General features: G+C 43.5%; 17 protein-coding genes. 8 read left to right on the forward strand and 9 right to left on the reverse strand.

Annotated elements, in window-relative coordinates:
* Positions 1–14 precede the first annotated feature (14 nt).
* The 3 genes from SJY28_RS09710 to cobA all read left to right on the forward strand — a co-directional run bounded on the left by SJY28_RS09710 (position 15) and on the right by cobA (position 6,083).
* Positions 15–1,493, forward strand: a complete 1,479-nt coding sequence (locus SJY28_RS09710; RefSeq protein ID WP_379544285.1) for an NAD(P)/FAD-dependent oxidoreductase — start codon at positions 15–17, stop codon at positions 1,491–1,493.
* Positions 1,490–5,014, forward strand: a complete 3,525-nt coding sequence (locus tag SJY28_RS09715) for a molybdopterin-dependent oxidoreductase (protein WP_379544286.1) — start codon at positions 1,490–1,492, stop codon at positions 5,012–5,014. The genes SJY28_RS09710 and SJY28_RS09715 overlap by 4 nt, the downstream gene beginning before the upstream one ends.
* A 157-nt stretch (positions 5,015–5,171) precedes the next feature.
* Complete coding sequence (cobA, locus tag SJY28_RS09720; protein ID WP_379544287.1) at positions 5,172–6,083, forward strand: uroporphyrinogen-III C-methyltransferase; 912 nt, start codon at positions 5,172–5,174, stop codon at positions 6,081–6,083.
* Positions 6,084–6,231: 148 nt separating this feature from the next.
* Here cobA and SJY28_RS09725 read toward each other — a convergent pair whose 3' ends face one another.
* A complete protein-coding gene (locus SJY28_RS09725) occupies positions 6,232–7,116 on the reverse strand; it encodes a LysR family transcriptional regulator (protein WP_379544288.1) in 885 nt (294 codons plus the stop codon).
* Between the two features lie 173 nt (positions 7,117–7,289).
* On the opposite strand from SJY28_RS09725, the gene SJY28_RS09730 reads away from it, so the two are divergent.
* Complete coding sequence (locus SJY28_RS09730) at positions 7,290–8,429, forward strand: alkene reductase (protein WP_379544289.1); 1,140 nt, start codon at positions 7,290–7,292, stop codon at positions 8,427–8,429.
* Between the two features lie 109 nt (positions 8,430–8,538).
* Positions 8,539–8,760: a hypothetical protein gene (locus tag SJY28_RS09735; RefSeq protein ID WP_379544290.1), complete on the forward strand. Its 222-nt coding sequence runs from the start codon at positions 8,539–8,541 to the stop codon at positions 8,758–8,760.
* A gap of 35 nt (positions 8,761–8,795) precedes the next feature.
* On the opposite strand, the gene SJY28_RS09740 is transcribed toward SJY28_RS09735, so the two are convergent.
* From SJY28_RS09740 to SJY28_RS09770, 7 genes are all read right to left on the reverse strand, one after another.
* A complete protein-coding gene (locus SJY28_RS09740) occupies positions 8,796–9,263 on the reverse strand; it encodes a DUF305 domain-containing protein (protein ID WP_224737935.1) in 468 nt (155 codons plus the stop codon).
* Positions 9,264–9,306: 43 nt separating this feature from the next.
* Entirely contained in the window at positions 9,307–10,236 is a 930-nt protein-coding gene (locus SJY28_RS09745; RefSeq protein ID WP_379544291.1) for a copper resistance protein B, read from the reverse strand.
* Positions 10,237–10,261: 25 nt separating this feature from the next.
* Positions 10,262–11,962, reverse strand: coding sequence for a copper resistance system multicopper oxidase (locus SJY28_RS09750; protein ID WP_379544292.1), 1,701 nt, complete (start codon positions 11,960–11,962; stop codon positions 10,262–10,264).
* Positions 11,963–12,081: 119 nt separating this feature from the next.
* Positions 12,082–12,732, reverse strand: a complete 651-nt coding sequence (locus SJY28_RS09755; RefSeq protein ID WP_379544293.1) for a DUF411 domain-containing protein — start codon at positions 12,730–12,732, stop codon at positions 12,082–12,084.
* 155 nt (positions 12,733–12,887) lie between these two features.
* Positions 12,888–13,481, reverse strand: coding sequence for a c-type cytochrome (locus SJY28_RS09760; RefSeq protein ID WP_379544294.1), 594 nt, complete (start codon positions 13,479–13,481; stop codon positions 12,888–12,890).
* A gap of 194 nt (positions 13,482–13,675) precedes the next feature.
* Positions 13,676–13,972, reverse strand: a complete 297-nt coding sequence (locus SJY28_RS09765) for a hypothetical protein (protein ID WP_228707015.1) — start codon at positions 13,970–13,972, stop codon at positions 13,676–13,678.
* Positions 13,973–14,149: 177 nt separating this feature from the next.
* On the reverse strand, positions 14,150–14,434 hold the full coding sequence (locus SJY28_RS09770; RefSeq protein WP_379544295.1) for a hypothetical protein: 285 nt from the start codon (positions 14,432–14,434) through the stop codon (positions 14,150–14,152).
* A gap of 220 nt (positions 14,435–14,654) precedes the next feature.
* On the opposite strand from SJY28_RS09770, the gene SJY28_RS09775 reads away from it, so the two are divergent.
* The 3 genes from SJY28_RS09775 (at position 14,655) to SJY28_RS09785 (ending at position 18,422) form a co-directional block, all read left to right on the forward strand.
* Positions 14,655–15,377: a heavy metal response regulator transcription factor gene (locus SJY28_RS09775; RefSeq protein WP_379544296.1), complete on the forward strand. Its 723-nt coding sequence runs from the start codon at positions 14,655–14,657 to the stop codon at positions 15,375–15,377.
* Position 15,378: 1 nt separating this feature from the next.
* Positions 15,379–16,926 (forward strand): ATP-binding protein, encoded by a 1,548-nt coding sequence (locus SJY28_RS09780; RefSeq protein WP_379544297.1) that lies wholly within the window; start codon positions 15,379–15,381, stop codon positions 16,924–16,926.
* Positions 16,927–17,294: 368 nt separating this feature from the next.
* Positions 17,295–18,422, forward strand: coding sequence for a M14-type cytosolic carboxypeptidase (locus tag SJY28_RS09785; protein ID WP_379544298.1), 1,128 nt, complete (start codon positions 17,295–17,297; stop codon positions 18,420–18,422).
* Between the two features lie 191 nt (positions 18,423–18,613).
* On the opposite strand, the gene SJY28_RS09790 is transcribed toward SJY28_RS09785, so the two are convergent.
* On the reverse strand, positions 18,614–19,045 hold the full coding sequence (locus tag SJY28_RS09790) for a DUF6789 family protein (protein ID WP_298810842.1): 432 nt from the start codon (positions 19,043–19,045) through the stop codon (positions 18,614–18,616).
* Positions 19,046–19,315: the final 270 nt, after the last annotated feature.

A 19,315-nucleotide genomic window follows, 5' to 3' on the forward strand; every position in this document is an offset into this window, starting at 1 on the left:
GGATTTTTCTGTTTATGTCACTATCTATGTCGCAAGCCGCAACTACGGTAGATACTCATACCAACACTCACGCCTTAGCATCAGACCATCAAAAAAACGCTGGCATCGTTATTATCGGGGCGGGCATGGCAGGCAGTCGCTTTGCTATTGAGCTTGCTCGCACGCAATCAAATGATGATAAATCCCGTTTGCCAATTACGTTAATCAGTAAAGAGCCGCACGTGGGCTACAACCGAATTATGCTGTCACCCGTATTGGCTGGCGACACAGCGTTTGAAGATACTTATTTATATGACAACTCAGAGTATGAGCAGCTAGGTATCACCGTGCTGGCTGGGGTTGCAGTAGAGACAATAGATACCAAGTGCCAGTGTATTGAGCTAGATGATGGGCAAACATTCAACTATGCCAAGTTAGTAATGGCCACAGGGTCAACTGCCCGAGTCATTCCGTTCCCCAACCACACGGCTAAAGGCGTGCATGTATTTCGAGACCTTGCTGATGTGACCGTTCTCATGGACTATGCCCGTCAAGGAAAAACAGGTTTGGTGATTGGTGGTGGCGTACTGGGATTGGAGGCTGCCTGCGCGTTAGCGGCACAGGGCGCGAGCATGACGGTCATTCATATGGATGGTTATGTACTCAATCGTCAACTAGACCTGCCAGCCGCCGAGCTTCTGCAAGCTGAGCTCATGCGCCGAGGGGTTGGTCTCGCGGTTTCTGCACACACTGAGGCCATCGAGATGAATGATGCAGGAGAAGTATGCGGATTGTCTTTAAAAGACGGGCGCAAGCTAGCAGCTGATTTTATCGTGATGGCAGTGGGTGTGATACCTAATACAGCGCTTGCTAAACAAAGCGGGCTTGAGGTTAATCGCGGTATTGTGGTTGATGATTTTATGCACACCAGTTGTCCTAATGTTTATGCCATTGGTGAGTGTATAGAGCGAGAGGGCGAGTTGTTTGGAATGGTAGCGCCGGTCAATCAGCAGGTAGATACATTGGTCACAGTTTTAAAAGATGCTTTGATAGAAAACGATATAAATGGGGAAAACGGCAAATCCACCGTACCAACTCACTGGGTTCCTTTTGTCAGTAAGCCGCTGTCATTAAAATTGAAAGTATCTGGCATGTCGGCATTTTCTGCAGGGCAAATTGCTTTTGATGATGACGCTGCCGACTCTATTGAGACTCTCGTATATCGTCAGCCTGAATTAAACCATTATCACTGTCTGTACCTCAAAGAAAACAAACTCATTGGCGCTGTACTTTATGGGGACACCAGCGATGGCAGCTTTTACAGTCAGTTAATTATAGATAACGTTGATATTACGTCCATCAAAGACACACTCATATTTGGCGAAGCATATTGTCATTTGGATGAAATAATGCCAAGCAATTCGCCAACTACGGAAGTAGATATAGAGCTTGATGATACGGACAAGAACATCAATCATCATAAAGCGGCCGAACTGTTAGAGGATGCATTATGAATGACGCTACCGCCAATGAATCTGCTAGCAAAGTAGTGCCAGCTAATAAATCGAACAACCTGCCTAATAGCGTGCAAAAAGCAACAGGCCGAGTCATTGAGACACATGATATAAGTGCTGCCAAAAATATCAAAAAAGCACTGTCGTCCTCTGATGACGATTTGGTTGATAGCTCAATTGATGACTTGATCGATAGTTCGATAACCACCATTCGAACAACGTGCCCTTATTGCGGAGTGGGATGCGGTGTTTTAGCGAGCGTGAATGAGACAGAGGTGCTAAGCGTCAAAGGAGATCCTGAGCATCCGGCTAACTTTGGTAAATTGTGCTCAAAAGGGAGTGCACTGGCACAAACATTGGGCACCGCGCGCCGCTTGACCGAGCCATATTATCAAAATAAGCACGCAGTCATGCAACAGCATCAGCATCAGCATCAGCCTATGCAATTGGGTAATGATTTCAATGCCAAACGTAAATCTGACAAGCCACTTATAGAGCAGACAGACTGGGACACCGTTTTAGATGACGTGGCCAGTCGTTTAAATGACACTATCGCCAAACACGGGCGAGACAGCATTATGTTTTATGTCTCAGGTCAATTGCTGACTGAAGACTATTACGTCGCCAATAAATTTATAAAAGGATTTATTGGTAATAATAACATCGACTCCAACTCTCGGCTGTGTATGTCATCTGCAGTAGCTGGGCACAAACGTGCGTTTGGTGCAGACCTTGTGCCGGGTAATTACGAGGATTTAGAGGCTTGTGATTTATTGGTACTGGTAGGCTCCAATATGGCGTGGTGCCATCCTATTTTGTTTGGTCGATTTTTAGCAGCCAAAAAAGCCAATCCTAATAAAAAACTGATTGTGATAGACCCGCGCCGTACGGACTCTTGTGAATTTGCCGATTTGCATTTACCAATTGCTGCGGGTACGGATACACATTTATATAATGGGTTGCTACATTACCTAGATCAACAAGGTTGCCAAGATGATGAATATGTTAACCAAAGCTTGGGCGTTGCTGATGCGGTGAATGCGGCCAAAGCATGGAGCATTGATGAAGTCGCTAGCGCCTGCCAAGTGTCTGCGGATAGTATCCGCCAGTTCTATGAATGCGTTGCCGCCACTGATAAAACAGTTACTGCCTTTAGTATGGGCGTTAATCAATCACAAAGCGGAACCGATAAGGTCAATGCTATTATCAATACCCATTTGTTCACGGGGCGTGTGGGCAAAGTAGGGGCCAGTCCGTTTTCACTTACTGGACAGCCTAATGCAATGGGTGGACGAGAAGTCGGCGCCCTTGCCAATTTGTTAGCGGCGCATTTAGAACTAGACAATGCCGATCATCGTCAGCTCGTGGCAGATTTTTGGCAGTCGCCTCAAACTATCGCCCCAAACGTGGGTGTCAAAGCCTGTGACGCGGCCGCTGCCATATTAGATGGTCGTATCAAGGCCATTTGGATTATGGCCACCAACCCTGTGGTCAGCTTGCCAGATGCGAATAATTTTCGCCAAGCGCTTGCTGAATGTGATTTAGTTATTGTCTCTGATTGCTCGGTAGACAGTGATACGGTGAAGTGTGCCGATATTGTATTGCCTGCTCAAGGATGGGGTGAAAAATCTGGAACGGTCACCAATTCTGAACGGCGCATATCTCGGCAGCGGACATTAATGCCTGCAGCAGGGCTTGCCAAACCAGATTGGTGGATACTGTCTCAAGTTGCCACACGCATGGGATTAACAGGGTTTGATTACCAACACCCTAGCGAGATATTTAATGAGCATGTGGCATTGACCGCTTATAGCAATACTCACAACCAAAGCCCGTCCAATTCTAATGAGACCTATCCTCGCTACCTGAATCTTAGCAAAGACTTGTCTTCTTTAATGACAGATGAGGTACCAGCCGATAAATGTGCTCAACAATATATTAGCCAGCATATTAACCAGAACGGCAATCAAACATATCAGCCAATCGCACTCAGTCAGCAAGCATACGAAGAGATGTTACCGTTTCAATGGGGTGATACGCGTATTTCCATGATTGATAAGATAAAACCTTTAGAAAATGAAATCAATAATCTCGCGGCTACAGTTACCAAGTCACAGTTAATCGCTATTACGCCCTCTAATGAAGCGAGCATAGCCAATGTGCATCGACGTCAAAGAAGGAATCCCCCTCAACCGATTGGTGAGCATCAATCGCCCTTTAAACAAGAGCTTGAGCATGATGCTCAATCTGAAAGCCAAGCGATTCATTTACGCCTGATTACGGGCAGGCTTCGCGATCAATGGCATACCATGACTCGTACTGGCCTTGCACCGCAGTTGAACCAACATCAGCCAATACCCACACTGACCATACACGCTAACGATGCACAGCAACTGGGCGTTCAAGACAATGACTTTGTGCAACTGCATCGCAGGTATGAAAACTACGAAAAGTATGAAAGCTATGAGAACGGCGTGACTAGTAATGGCACAGTCAGTAATACCGCGATGAGTACGGCTAGGGATGGCAACGAGTCCGCAACTACCGTAATGACGCAAGTTACCATTAGCGATACGTTGCGCGTTGGTGATGCATTTATGCCTATGCATTGGAGCAATGCTTTTGCTAGCTTCGCTCGTGTAGGCCCCCTTATTCCAACAGTCCTCGATCCGCATTCAGGGCAGCCAGAGCTCAAAAATTCGGCGATCAGTGTCACGCCTGTTCCTATGCAATCATTTGGCAAGATTTTGGTGCATCCTGAGTGGCAAGACGCCGTTATAGTGCAATTACGTACTATTTTGGCCAATTTTTCTGCCAAAGTGTCAGAGAAAGTATTATCTGAAACAAAATGCGAAGCACGTTCAAATAATATTGTGCCAGAGGCATTACCTGCACTTACTTGGAGCTTGAGTCATCAAAATAACAGCGTCTTGATCAATCTCGCTAGCCCGATGGTGGAGGCTAGTAGTACCTTAGCTTGCCCCGAGTTTTGGCAGCAGTTTATAGCGTCTATGCAATCATTATCACAGCCAAACTCTCAAGAGGGTGTCATGCATACGGCATTTACGGTCGATAATGTACAGAATCAATTGCGTTTTATTGTGACGCAATCTGCGCCTGAGACAGACTCAAATAACGCTGCTATAAATAGTGGGTCATCTGATGATGAGAGGCCCAGTACACAACTGATTATGGCTATTTACGTTGCCCCAACGCAAAAGCAATTACCGAGTGTCCGCTGGCTCGATAGCTGCTTTACGGATACTAGCCAAATACCTGTCAATCAACGATATAAATGGTTGCTCGCGGGGCGGCCTGCCAGTGGTTATGTTGATCCAGGACCTTTGGTATGCTCATGTATGTCAGTTGGAAAAAATATCATTCTCAACGCTATCACACAGCATGGTTGTACTAGTGCGACGGCAGTGGGTAAGCAGTGCCGAGCAGGTACCAATTGTGGATCTTGCGTGGGGCAAATCAACGCATTAATCGCAGAATGCGGCCCGTTGGCGCAAGCTTAGATAGTCGTGTGGCACGTCGCTTGCAACCTTTTATATGCAATTACTGGTTGAGTGTTGTGTTATGAACAATAAGCCATTTTAGAGTAAGGGTGTATTGACAACTTTGCTTGTGGTTGCCCATTTTGCTGTATTCACTCTGTTATCAGGAGTCACCACCGTGACCAATATATCTGCCGCTACCTCAACGCATGAGACCTATCAGCTAATGGATAAACACTGCGCAGAAAACGTGCAAACTTGCACCAAAAGAGGCACTGTGCATCTGATTGGCGCAGGATCTGGTGACCCTGAGCTATTAACATTAAAAGCGTGGCGAGTAATGCAGCGCGCAGAGGTAGTGTTATACGACAGTCTGGTGTCTGAGGATATTTTGGATATGTGCGCGAGCACGGCTGAAAAAATATTCGTTGGTAAGCGCCGCGCTAATCATGCATTGCCACAAGAAAGTATTAACGAGCTACTGGTCAAACACGCGCTGGCAGGAAAAATAGTGGTTCGCTTAAAAGGTGGCGACCCTTTTATTTTTGGACGCGGCGGCGAAGAGCTACAGGAAGTGGTACGTCATGGCATTCATTTTGAGTCTATTCCAGGTATTACTGCCGCCAGTGCCGCTGCTAGCCGTACAGGAATTCCACTAACGCACCGTGACCATGCTCAATCGGTCAAGTTTGTCACTGCTTGCAAAAAAAATGGCGCGCCTAATAACGATTATAGTGAGCTAATGGACAGCAGCCAGACAGTTGTGTTTTACATGGGTTTGCACCGTTTGCATGAGATGACACAAGGGTTGATAGCAGCGGGGCGCTACAGCGAAACGCCTTTTGCTATCATTAGTCATGCCAGTATGCCAACGCAGCAAGTACTTATCGGCACATTAAGTGATATCGCTGATCAGCAAGCTGAAGCAAAACTACCAACCCCTGCACTATTGATTATGGGTGATGTGGTCACTTTATATCATGAGTTTGCAGACTATAATCTTGGCGCCATGGGTAAAGGTGAGTTTGTTGATGTTGATAAAGTGATAAGCAGTAATGATTTAATACCCGATTTGGAAAGTATTGCGTAGGATAACTATGTTTAATAAACTTGTATTAACGTGATTATGTGAACCTGTCCAGAATTTTGTGTAGGACCATGTTTAGTCTAGATAATACTTACATCAAGTTTAAGAATGTTCGATGTCGTTTCAAAGTTGGCTATAGCTAAGTTACTTATTATAGATTTCGTAATTGCTCGATTAACCAACGATGTATGCCACTGTCAGCAGTACGTGGATGCCATGCTGCGATGACCTTAAAAGTAGGCGGCAATGCTTCAACCTTAAGCTCTTTGACCTTACTGCTCGGCAATAATCGCGAAGGATAAAACGCAATCATGTCAGTCGTGTGCAAAATATCTGGTACAGCCGAAAAGCTAGGAACCGACATCACAATATTTCGTTTTAGACCTTTTTCTGCAAACCATTGATCATGAGAGCCACGTAAATTAGCACGCGAAGGTGACACGACGAGCTGCGCGTGTGCAGCTACTTGCGCCAGCGTTAATGGCTCTGTGGCAAAGGTATTTTCACAACCCGTCACGCATAAATGTTGTTCTTCAAATAAAGTCACATACAATAAGTTATCAGGGATGAACTCTGGAAAGGTAATCAACAGATCAAGCTCGCCTGCTGCAATCAGCTGATTGATATTGTCTGAGGCAAAGTCGCGCACGATCAACTTCAAATCAGGTGCGTCGCGTCGCGTAATATTAAACAATTGCGGTAATAATGCCTGCGTCGCATAGTCAGTCGCACTAATCGTAAAGACGCCTTTGTATGTGTGCGGCATAAAAATCTTTGGCTCTAACAAATCTTCCAACTGCTTTAATATATGGTCAAGGGGTTGCTGCATCGATAGCGCCTTTGGCGTTGCCACCATGCTATTCCCTTGACGAATAAACAAGCGATCATCAAACACCTCGCGTAACTTACGCAGCTGCTCACTGATGGCTTGTTGGGTCAGCCCCATCTTGCGTGCGACTTGTGACAAGTTTTTTAGATCAAGCAGTGCTTGTAATACTCTAAGCTGCTTAATATCGAGCCGATTCATTCCATTCATCATGCATACCATTAATAGTTGTATCTTAAACAATAACTGGTTGTTTCTAATTGTACCCTCAAAACGCTATGCTGACTAACATTGCTTAAGTAGCCACTAAATGAGCTATTAAGCATCAAAACAGGCCGAATACCTTTAATAATAAGCCATCAGCTGCTTTAAAAGAGACACTTATGACACAAACCACTCTAAATACAAATACACTATTTTCCTCTGTAGCACTTGGGCCTTATACACTCAAAAACCGTATCGTCATGCCACCATTGACACGCTCTCGTAGCACGCAACCTGACAATATCCCTAATGACTTAATGGCCAGCTATTATGCACAGCGTGCGTCAGCAGGCTTTATGGTGACGGAAGGTACGCAGATTGAGCCAAGAGGTCAAGGTTATGCTTGGACGCCAGGCATCCATTCATTAGCCCAAGTTGAAGGTTGGAAAAAAGTCACGCAAGCAGTACATGACAAAGGCGGTATTATTTTTGCTCAGCTTTGGCATGTAGGCCGTGTGTCGCACACCAGCTTGCAGCCGCAAGGTGCTCAGCCAGTAGGGCCATCTGATATTATCGCTGATAACGTCAAAGTATTTATTGAAACAGGTCCAGGTGCAGGCGCATTGGATGATCCAAGTGAGCCACGCGCTCTTAGTACTGATGAGGTTGGTGAACTGGTAAGTATGTATGCGGCAGCTGCGCGCAATGCATTGGAAGCGGGTTTTGATGGGGTAGAGCTGCATTGTGCTAACGGTTATTTGGTCAATCAGTTTATCTCTGAGCATAGCAACACCCGTGATGATCAATATGGTGGATCGTTGACCAATCGTCTGCGTTTCTTAAAAGAAATCGTGGCTGCTGTCAGTGAAGTGGTGGGTGCTGATCGTTTGGGCGTGCGTTTTGCGCCTTTGTTTGCGAGTACGGATGAGACGCGCGTGTATTTAGGCTTGGTAGAGTCAGATCCCCATCATACGTATATTGAAGCGATCAAAGTCCTTGAGCAAGCTGGCATTGCTTACTTGTCAATTGCAGAAGCTGATTGGGATAATGCGCCTGATTTACCAGACACTTTTTATCAAGCAGTCAGAGAAGAATTTTCAGGCCGTATTATTTATGCTGGCAAATACACGGTACAAAAAGCCGTAAACATTTTAGAAAAAGGCTACGGTGATTTATTCGCGTTTGGTCGTCCTTTTATCGCCAATCCAGATCTACCTGAGCGTATCGCCAATAACTGGCCACTCAATGAAGTAGATCCTACCACGATGTATGGTGGTACCGATGTTGGCTATAGTGATTATCCTCGCTATCAAGAATAGCGAAGCACTTAAACAATGAATAAGATAAGGCCATTAATGGCCTTATTTCTATTTACAAATTTAAAGCTTTTATATAAGCAGAGGCTTAATTATCAGTCGGTATCATGTCATGAATCAGAATTCCAAAGACAGACTTATACGCATATTAATAGGATATATAGGGCTGTATCCAACGCTCCTAATTGTATTAACGTTATTGAAGCCTATAACTCAGGGTTTAAGCCTACCGGTGGTGGTGTTAATTGAAACCATCATACTCGTTCCATTGACACAGCTAGTTTCCTTCCCACTAGCAGGCTGGGTCATTGAGCGTCTGAGCAGAAAAAAGTAATCGCTTTTCGCAGCGTTCACTGGTACACCATTCTCTTATTCAAGCTCATCAATCAACTGTTTCATTTCATCAATTTCACGTTTTTGAGCTTTTATAATATCATCAGCAAGCTGTTGCACACGCGGATCTTCAATATCAGCACGACTACTGGTGAGGATGGCAATCGAGTGATGCGGTATCATCGCTTGCATCCAATCGACTTGATCGACAGTCGCTTGTGATCTGACGCCCCAGATACCAACAGCAAACATCAATACACTTAGACCATAGATCATCAAGTTGACCTTGGTCTTCTTATACATATTGGTCATAAATGCCAACATGACGACTGCCATGCCTGCGCCCATGTAGAGTGCCATATACGCTCGGGTTTCACTAAAGTAAATGTGATCCCACTGGTAGGTATTGAAGTACATCATGATATACATGATGACAGTCGATGTCAGAATCATTAAGGTAAATTTTACATAAGGGTTCATATTTTTTTGCTTAGCAGCTTCCATGATATGACCTCCATTGTTTTGTTAAATTAAAATAGGTAAACAGTTAAAACCAGAATTTAACCCCCGCAGTCAAACTACTGCTATCAACCGATTCATCTTCTTGACGTCGTTGACCACGAGCCTTGCCAAGCGCTGTCTCATAACTAACACCCACATAAGGGGCTAGCTGGCGACTGAATGTCTCGTAAGTCAGCCTGACCTCAGTTTCCATCTCATTAAAGCCCTTGGTAATACCATTATCATGGTCATCTTTACTAAAGGCTGTCAATCCGACCTCTGGTATGACTACCCAATGCTGATCCAAACGCCATTCGTATTCTGCACCCAAATCAAGACGAAGTTGACCATCGGTATATAAGTAGGCTCTCGCATCCGTTTCGATAAAATAAGGCGCGGTGCCGACAATACCTGCCATTACGGCAGCGTTATCGTTTTCAGTATCGTAAGCGACACCAGCTTCACCATTCCAAAAAATACTTAGTGGTTTCCAATAAGCAAGGGAGCTTAAGCTATCTATTTCTTTATCATCTTTAGTCTGAGCACTACCTTCCGTGCGTAGTCTTATACGATTGCTATCAGTACCGTACCAACCCGTCGCCTCGAAGTTGATTTGGTCTTCATCAAACTGATAGCCCAAGTCGTCTACTGAGACTCCCCATAATGGCATGCTGCCCATCATCATGGGCTTACCATACTGCCCGTAGGGAACCCCATTTGAATAGTCTGGACTGCGAGCATCAGCTGGTGGCTGCCCACCCTGCATCCCTGACATATCCATACTGCCATGATCCATGCCACTGTGATCCATACCAGACATATCCATGCCACTGTGGTCCATATCAGACATATCACCTGACATATCCATGCCACTATGATCCATATTCGACATCTCAGCAGCTGTTGCAAAAGGTGATGTGAGCAAGACTAGCGATGACAAACCAATGAATGACAGATTTTTCTTAGATATTTTCATAATAAGCCTCATATTCGAAGGTTTGTTAAACGACGGCAACTTCTCTGAACATGCCGGCTTCCATGTGATACAGCAGATGACAGTGCCATGCCCATCGTCCAACTTCTCCCGTCACATCAAAGCTAATCTTTTGCGCTGGCTGAACCACAATCGTATGTTTACGTACCTGAAAGTCTCCAGATGGCGTGCGCAAGTCGCTCCACATACCATGCAGATGCATAGGATGGTTCATCATCGTGTCATTAACTAAGGTGATACGCACGCGCTCGTTAGGCTTAATATTGACAGGCGTTGCATCCTTAAACATGACACCATCTAACGCCCAAATATAGCGCTCCATGTTACCCGTTAAATGTAGCTCGATCTCTCTAGTAGGCTTGCGCTGCTCCGCAAATATAGCCTCATCCACGGAATGTAATTGGTCATAAGTCAAAACCTTTCTATCAATATCACGCAGGTTAATACCGGGGTCATCGAGGTTCATACGTGGACTGTCGACACGCATATCAGATTTAAAGTCATACTCGGTCTTGGCGTGTTTTGCTTTGTAGCCTTTATCACCCATCGCACCCATCATATCTGCCATGGTTAGCCATTCGATCTTGTCCATAGCAGGTATGGCAGCTCGCGCGCCTTTTTTGGTCGCAAGCGTGGTCGCGACATAGCCTGAACGATCGATATTTTGGGCAAATATCGTATGTGCATCTTGAGTAGGCGTGACGATGACATCATAGGTCTCAGCCACGCCAATGCGGAAATCATCAATCGCAACGGGTGCGACATCAATACCATCTGTTGCTACCACAGTCATCTTGAGACCCGGTATACGCACATCAAAAATGGTCTGCGCTGAAGCATTGATAAAGCGTAGTTTGACAGGCTGTCCTGCTTTTACTAGTTGTGTCCAATTAGCCGCTGTGGTTTTACCGTTCATTAAATAGGTAAAGGTCTTTTCGCCAGATAAATCAGTAAAATCCGTCGGCATCATGCGCATCTGATTCCACATTTTGCGCTTATCGAACGCGGTTTTCATATCTGTTTCGGCAATATCAGACAATAGTTTTTTGAAGTCTGGCAGATGATAATTATCAAAGTCAGCGCGCTGTTTGAGCAACTTCAAGAGATTGTGTGGATCGCGGTGCGTCCAATCACTCAGCACGATCACATGGTCTTCTGCGACTGGATGACGCTCACGGCCTTTTGGTTCAATGACGATAGCACCGAGCATACCGGTTTGCTCTTGAAAGCCACTGTGTGAGTGATACCAATAGGTGCCTGATTGTTTAAGTTTGAATTTATAAGTAAAGGTGCTGTTCGCGGGAATGCCATCAAAACTGATACCTGGTACGCCATCCATCTCAAAAGGTACGAGCAAGCCATGCCAATGAATAGAGGTTGACTCATTCATCTGGTTATGAACACGGATAGTTACGGTATCGCCTTCACGCATTTTTAGCGTTGGTGCTGGTAGCGAGTCATTAATCAGTGTTGCCATACTCGACTTGCCATTGACAGTGACAGGCTTGTTGCTGACATACAAATCAAACTCATTCCCAGTTAAGATAGGTACGATATGGTCGGCTTTATCACTGTTGACGGCTACATTCTGCTGGCCTTTTCCTAGCGCACTATTGGCAATAGACGGTAGGGTGGACAGCATGGATGCCCCTAACAAGGTAGAAGATCCTGTCAAAAAACGCCTGCGGTTAAGCATAGTTTTGTTCATAATAATTCACCTGATTTATATCCATAAAGTGAGAGTTGAGTCTATATGTTTATCAGCTAAGCCTATGTCTTTGGCCGCTTATTAATAGAGCTGGATAAGCTATTTAAACGACAACCAAGCTAGATTTGCTGCTGCGGTGAGTCAATAGTTGCATAAATAGCTGTTGAGCCATCTTTGTTAAGCTGCATCACTTTATATGGCATAAATTTATCTTGATATTCCATACCAGGGCTACCAACTGGCATGCCAGGTACGGCAAGACCGATCGCATCACTTGGCGGGTTTTTTAGGAACTGCGCCATATACTTAGCAGGGACATGACCTTCAAATACGTAGCCATCAGTAGTGACGGTGGTATGGCAAGAGCGCATTTGCTGCGGTACGCTGTATCGCTCTTTAAACAAGGACACGTCTTCGACATTCTGTGCGGTTGCGTTTAGACCATGATCTTCAGCATAACCGACCCATTCTTTGCAACAGCCACAATTGGCGTCTTTATAGACGGTGGCTGAGATGTTTTTTAGGATAGTTGATTGGGTATCTGAAGGAGCGCTGATAGGTGTCATTTCAGCTGTTGGTTGCTCCGTTTGCGTAGTTTGCACGTTTTGCGTAGCAATAGTTGGCTCAGTCGCTGGTGTTGAGTCAGCAGCGGAATTAGGTTGACTACAAGCGGCAATCGTTAACGATAATGGCAATACCACGATCGCCGAGAGCACACGGCCAGATATCAGATTATGTTCATTAATAAATCTATTAGTATAGCGTTTCATAAAACCACTCCCGAGCATCTGTCTGACGATTAAATATTATAAAAATTAAAGCCACATCACTGGATAAAATAGCACTGGATAAGATAGTGCTAGCAAAGCTTAAAACTCAAATCGCAAAAAGCAGCACTATTGAGCACTGCATTTTGTACAAAAAATCAATGTTGCATCTCGGATCCATCACCTGACATATCCATCTCACCATCAAACGACATATCCAACATACTATCGTCTAACCGAGTCGTTAGCATGGTGTACTGGCTTTCATTTAGGTCAGGTAACGATCTAATAAAAGCGACCATTGCCCATATCCTGTCATCATCGTGAGTAGCGCCCCAAGCGGGCATGCCAGACGCCATAATGCCATGTTTAATCGCCCAAAAGCTTTGTCTGGCACCAGCTTCGGTTTGATAGCGCTTAACGATATCCGCCTGAGTAAAGTTAGGAGGCTTTGGGTACATACCGCTATTTAAATCTGTGCTGTTGACGCCGGGAGACAAATGACAGCCTGCACACATATCTTTGTAATCTGCACCGCCCGAGCTGATCAGTTCCGCCTTCTTTAAATTGGGAACCAAAATATTCTTGCTAGCATGTTCAATTGAGCGTGTGCGAGCAGTTTCTAAAAAATCGTAAACCAGCGGACTATGAGCTCGATCAGCACCGATATTTATCATGCCACTAGTCACCGTAATAAAAATACCCGTAATAGCGACAAAGACAGTAAAAAGTATTCCTAACAAGAACTTCATAGGTTTGTCCTAAAAATCCATTTTCTTTAATATCCCATTACTGCTTGATCAGCTTCTCTGACAATATAGTCAAGTCTATATAAATCCGCTACAGCGTCATCCTCGCTAAGCATACTAATGTATAACTTGCACTCGGTTACCTTGTATCGAAATTATATTGAACTGACAATAGTATTGAACTTATAAATTGATATTTAAGAGTCGCTATCGCTGCTCACACAGTGCTTTTGGTACATCGCTTTCATTTTGCTCATGTTAGCCATCATGGCTTTCATAGCAGGATCATTCATATCCATTTTGCTATGATCCATTTTTTGCATCATCTGCATATGCTTTTCCATTTTCTCACAGTTCATTTGGTCTTTTTCAGCATGCATTTTTGGGTCGTGCGCCAAAGCAGAGGTTGAAACAACTAAGGCTATAGCAGTTGCTACGATTGATTTAGACAGTGGCATTGATTTGAGCAGTGGCATTGATTTGAATAATGACATGGTAAATCCTTATTTGATTTGGTATGTAGTCGAAAAGACTTTAAGATATTAAGTTACTTTAAAGCATACTTTAGTGATTCTGACAGAGAGATGACGGTAAGATTACAATTCTGTCATCTTACTATTTATGGTTTTTAATGTTGTCAGTAATCCTTTAGTATGACATCAGAGCTGATATCACTTATCGCTACCATATTTATTGATAAAGTATTTTTCAGACTGTAGATGTTGATCTTTGTGTTCAATCTCACAAGCCACTCTCGCATCGATATAGCTTTTCATTTGTGAATTTGAGAGCTGAGCATCGTTATGATTCAAGTTTTTTGCAAACTCAGTCACAGCGTCGCAGTTGTTGATGATTGAAGTGCTTAGATCAGTCGTATGCGCATTGGCAGTGGTAGTACCAATAAGTACAGAGACTGATAGCAGTGTTAATTTTTTTAATAAACCATGAATTTTCATATAAAACCTCTTTTGTAAGTTGTTTACATTGATTACCGATAAAAATAATTCATCGTAGCTAAGTATCGAAAACGAGCAGCTATTTATCGTTTATGTAGGTTAGCAAAATAAAACTGACAGTCTGATTACGAGCACATGACATCTTTGTCAGTTACCCATCAATGTTGTCACCTGTGCTGGTTAGAACGTTAAACAATCATGACCGTATTGAGGAATCACAATGAAAGTACTGCTGGTAGAAGATGAATTGAAGCTTGGCGAGTATATAAAAAAAGGCTTAACTGAAGCTGGGTTTATCGTGGATCATCAGCTAACAGGATTAGATGGCTATCATGCATTGATGACGGAAGAATTTAGCGTGATATTGATGGATGTGATGCTGCCTGATGTTAGTGGCTTTGAGCTGGTGCGTAATTACCGAGCGGCTGGCAAGCATACACCTGTGTTATTTCTAACCGCAAAAGATGACTTAAGTGACAAGATAAAAGGGATTGAGATTGGTGGCGATGATTATTTGACCAAACCTTTCGCCTTTGCAGAATTGATCGTCAGGATGAAAAGCTTATTACGTCGTGCCAATCAAGCCGACTATCAAAGTACGATTATGCAAATAGCGGATCTCAAGATGGACATTGCCAAGCGCACGGTGCATAGAGGAGATAAGCCTATTAAGCTCACGGCAAAAGAGTTTTCCTTACTACAGTTTTTATTAGAGCGCCGCGGTGAAGTGCTTCCACGCTCAGTCATCGCTTCCCAAGTATGGGATATGAACTTTGAAAATGATACCAATGTGATTGATGTGGCGATAAGGCGTCTTCGTATAAAAATCGACGATGATCATGACGCAAAGCTGATTCATACGGTGCGCGGGATGGGCTATCGGTTAGAAGCTGTCGATACAGCGCTTGATAGCAAACCATCTCACGAAGCTGGCAATGTCTAATATGAAATATAGATTTGATAATCGGCGCTTGCCACTATTATGGCGTACTGTGTTGTTGCTCACGATATTTGTTGTTATATCGCAGGTTATTATTTATATATGGATACAGCGTTCTGTTAAAGGCCATTTCGAGCAAATGGACGCTGAGATTATGACCCATGCGGCTTTTAACCTACGTAAACGAGTGATAGAACCTAGTAGCCCTATAACTTCCCAAACCCTACCTAGCTCTCAAAATCCATTAAATAGTCAACAGCCGCTAAGAGCGGCACCTGACGTGATGCCTGATGGAAATACTTCTACCGCAGCGATATCAGATGAAGCTGATCATCAGCATTCTTCTTGGCTAGATTACGATCTAAAAACCATTATCGCTAATAAAGAAGGGCAGATACTGTCTAGTACCCCCAATAACTTTGCTCAAGAGCTAGGGGAAGGGTTTAATCTGTCATCACTGAAACAAGATAATGATAAGCAACAGTTTGTGATGAATATCAACAGCCGATACTATCGAGCAATGGTCATTGAAGACGACAAAATGCTTGCGCTTATCGCACTGCCTATAGATGTGCATCATCAGTATTTATTACAGTTCAATCGTCAGCTTAGTATGATTTTGTTCGCGATTACCTTGTTGCTTGTCTCAGTAGCGGCGCTGGGTGTGTACTGGGGTTTTGCCCCTTTGGCGACCATCGTCCAAAAAATGAAAAGAATGAATCCTGACAGATTGGATGATAGAGTCACGGTCAGCGATATGCCGTTAGAGCTGCGACCACTAGCAGAATCTTACAATTCGATGATGGCCAAGCTTGAAAGTAACTTTGAATCATTGTCTCGGTTTTCAGACAATATCGCCCATGAGCTGCGCACTCCAATAGCGACACTCAGCACGCAAACGCAAGTCATGTTAAACAAACCGAGAGCTGGTGATGAATATATTGAGCAGCTACATCATCAACATGACACGTTAGAGCAGCTGTCGGCCATGATAAATAATATGCTGCTGCTGGCAAAAACCCAAAAAGGATTGAGTGACTCGCAAATCAGTCACGTGGATACGGACAGCTTAATCACCAAGCTCGTTGATTACTATGAAATGATTGCAGAAGATCGAAACATCAGTATTGAGACCAAAGGTGAGTTCAGCGCTGTCTTAGGAGATAAAAGTTTATTACAAAGGCTCTTTGCTAACCTGATATCGAACGCGATTTATTATGCTGCTCAAGATAGCGTTATAACTATTAGTGCAGATAGAATGAACTCAGATAAGATAGTGGGCACAACGATAACCAGTCTTCAACAATCAAAACAAGCCGTTCTACGAATGACCATCACTAACCAATTAGATGAGCCATTGACACAAAGTGAGGCAGATAAGTTGTTTGAGCGCTTTTATCGACATCACAAAACAATAGATCGCCATACAGGAACAGGTTTGGGTCTATCCATCGTACAGTCTATCGTTGGGGCGCATAACGGTAACGTCAGTATTACTATAAAGGACGATGATTACTTTCAAGTGAGTGTCGAGTTATTGGTAGACGTTTAATCTTTTAGTAGGGCGTGTCCTCATTTTAAAAATGAGATAAATCGCAGTCAAACAAGGAAAATAGCGCAGATAATATCGAGATATTAGTCAGCTATTTGACACCGTTTGGCAAGATTTAGCCATTTTTAACTCATTTAGATGACTATCGATTGAATTGAGGACACGCCCTAGTCAACGATAGATATTCAATCTGAATAGATAGATTTGGCAAGTGATTGCCTTGAAAACGAGCTGGTAATGACCAAGTAAATGTACGTCTAGTGCCCCATATAAAGCTAGAAATTATTAAAAGGCAATAGGTAAAATAGTAAGTCGATAACGAACATAATACTTAAAACACAATCATAAAAACCAATTAGGGAATGACTATGCATATTACGGCTAATTTTGATGCAGGCAACATTGACATTATTAATGCAGATGACAAAAAAGACATTCAATTAGCGATTCGTCCAGATGTTGGTGGCGAGTTTTTTCAATGGTTTAACTTTCGTCTGTCAGGTCAAATAGGGGAGCAGTATGTTCTCAATATTCTGAATGCAGGAGGGGCCTCTTATCTGGAGGGTTGGGATGATTATCAAGCGGTGGCTTCTTATGATCGTCAGCATTGGTTCCGTTTGCCAACGTCTTACAAAGATGGCAAATTGACCATCGTGGCAGAGTTAGAATGTGAAACCATTCAGATTGCTTATTTTGCGCCTTATAGCTATGAGCGTCATCAAGATTTGTTGTCCGCTGTGCAAGTGCATCCGCTAGTGACGTTAGAGCATCTAGGCGAAACGCTTGATAAACGTGACTTGACCCTAGTCAAAATAGGTGACGGTGCTGCCTACAAGCGCAATATATGGATTACTGCACGTCAGCATCCAGGTGAAACGATGGCTGAATGGCTCATTGAGGGCTTGTTGTATAGCTTGTTAGATAGCGATAATGCGACTGGCAAACAGTTATTGGACAAGGCAAACTTTTATATTGTCCCTAATATGAACCCTGATGGCAGTGTACGTGGTCACTTGCGTACTAACGCTGCCGGAACCAATTTAAACCGTGAGTGGCAAAGTCCAAGCTTAGACAAAAGCCCTGAAGTATTTCATGTGATTCATAAAATGGAAGCGACAGGCGTTGATCTGTTTTATGATGTGCATGGCGATGAAGCATTGCCGTATGTATTCCTCGCTGGGTCACAAGGGACGCCAAGCTACAGTGACCGTCTTGCTGGACTACGTGATAAGTTTTCAGACGTATTAAAGTTAGCTAGTGCTGATTTTCAGACTAAGATTGGTTATGAGATTGATGCGCCGGGTGCTGCCAATATGACCGTTGCCACCAATTGGGTAGCAGAGCGTTTTGATTGCCTCGCTAATACGTTAGAGATGCCATTCAAAGACAATGATAATCTGCCCGATGAAGAGATGGGTTGGTCACCCGAGCGTTCTATCAAGTTAGGGGAAGCATCACTGATAGCAATGCTAGCTGTGGTGGATGATTTACGATAACTATAGAAAAAAAGCTGCAGAAAATAAAAAGCTGCTAATGATAGCCGAGTGTTTTAGTGGTCATCGTTAGCAGCGTATTTTAAATAATTTCAAATGCATTTAAATTTATACTTTTAATGTCACTTTTTAATGTTGATTTTTGATATCGAACTTCAATCAAACATTCTTATAGCTAATTGGTTTTCAAGTGTTTAGTGTGCGGCAACCAGTTTGGCATAAACTTTGCCCAATACTACACCAAATACGAGATGTAGCATAAGAGTAGCGATTGGAATCATAATACCGCTTGGCATAGATAAACCAAATAAGCCATTGCCCATCATAGGCATAATAGCAATCATCATCATAAACCAACCAATTGCACCTACCATTGCGCCAGTCAGAGTAAAGTTCTTACTCCTATCCGTACCTGCTATCAATGCCATGACGATACCATAGCCGATCGATCCGATCATAAAGTGAGCAATCCACGCTATTATGTGACTGCCACCCATCATCGATGCAAGCATCGCAATAATATCTAAATCAGGCATGAGGCCTATTGCACTTTTTAGCATGAGAAGTAGCGACATAACGATGGTCGCGATAAAAGCAGCTATTATTCCAGCCATATATTTGTTCATAGTAGTCATTCCTTTTTCAGGTTTGAATCGTTATTATTTTCTTAACGTTTTTAATTTTGGTTATTATCCAGTCGTAATACATTGGAGATAGACGGCCGCTTATATATACGGTAGAGATATTGAAGAATATGGGTAATCTTCAAGACTATCGTGTACTACCTGCCAAGTATTAAAAACCCCAATATGTATTGTTTCTACGATAAAAGGTCTTGAACAGTCATTCAAGTAATTTTGAGTAATCGTTCAATATTACTTGTAACCACAAGCACG

Origin of the sequence: Psychrobacter sp. R86515 (genome assembly GCF_042466315.1) — a bacterium.
Lineage (GTDB): Bacteria > Pseudomonadota > Gammaproteobacteria > Pseudomonadales > Moraxellaceae > Psychrobacter.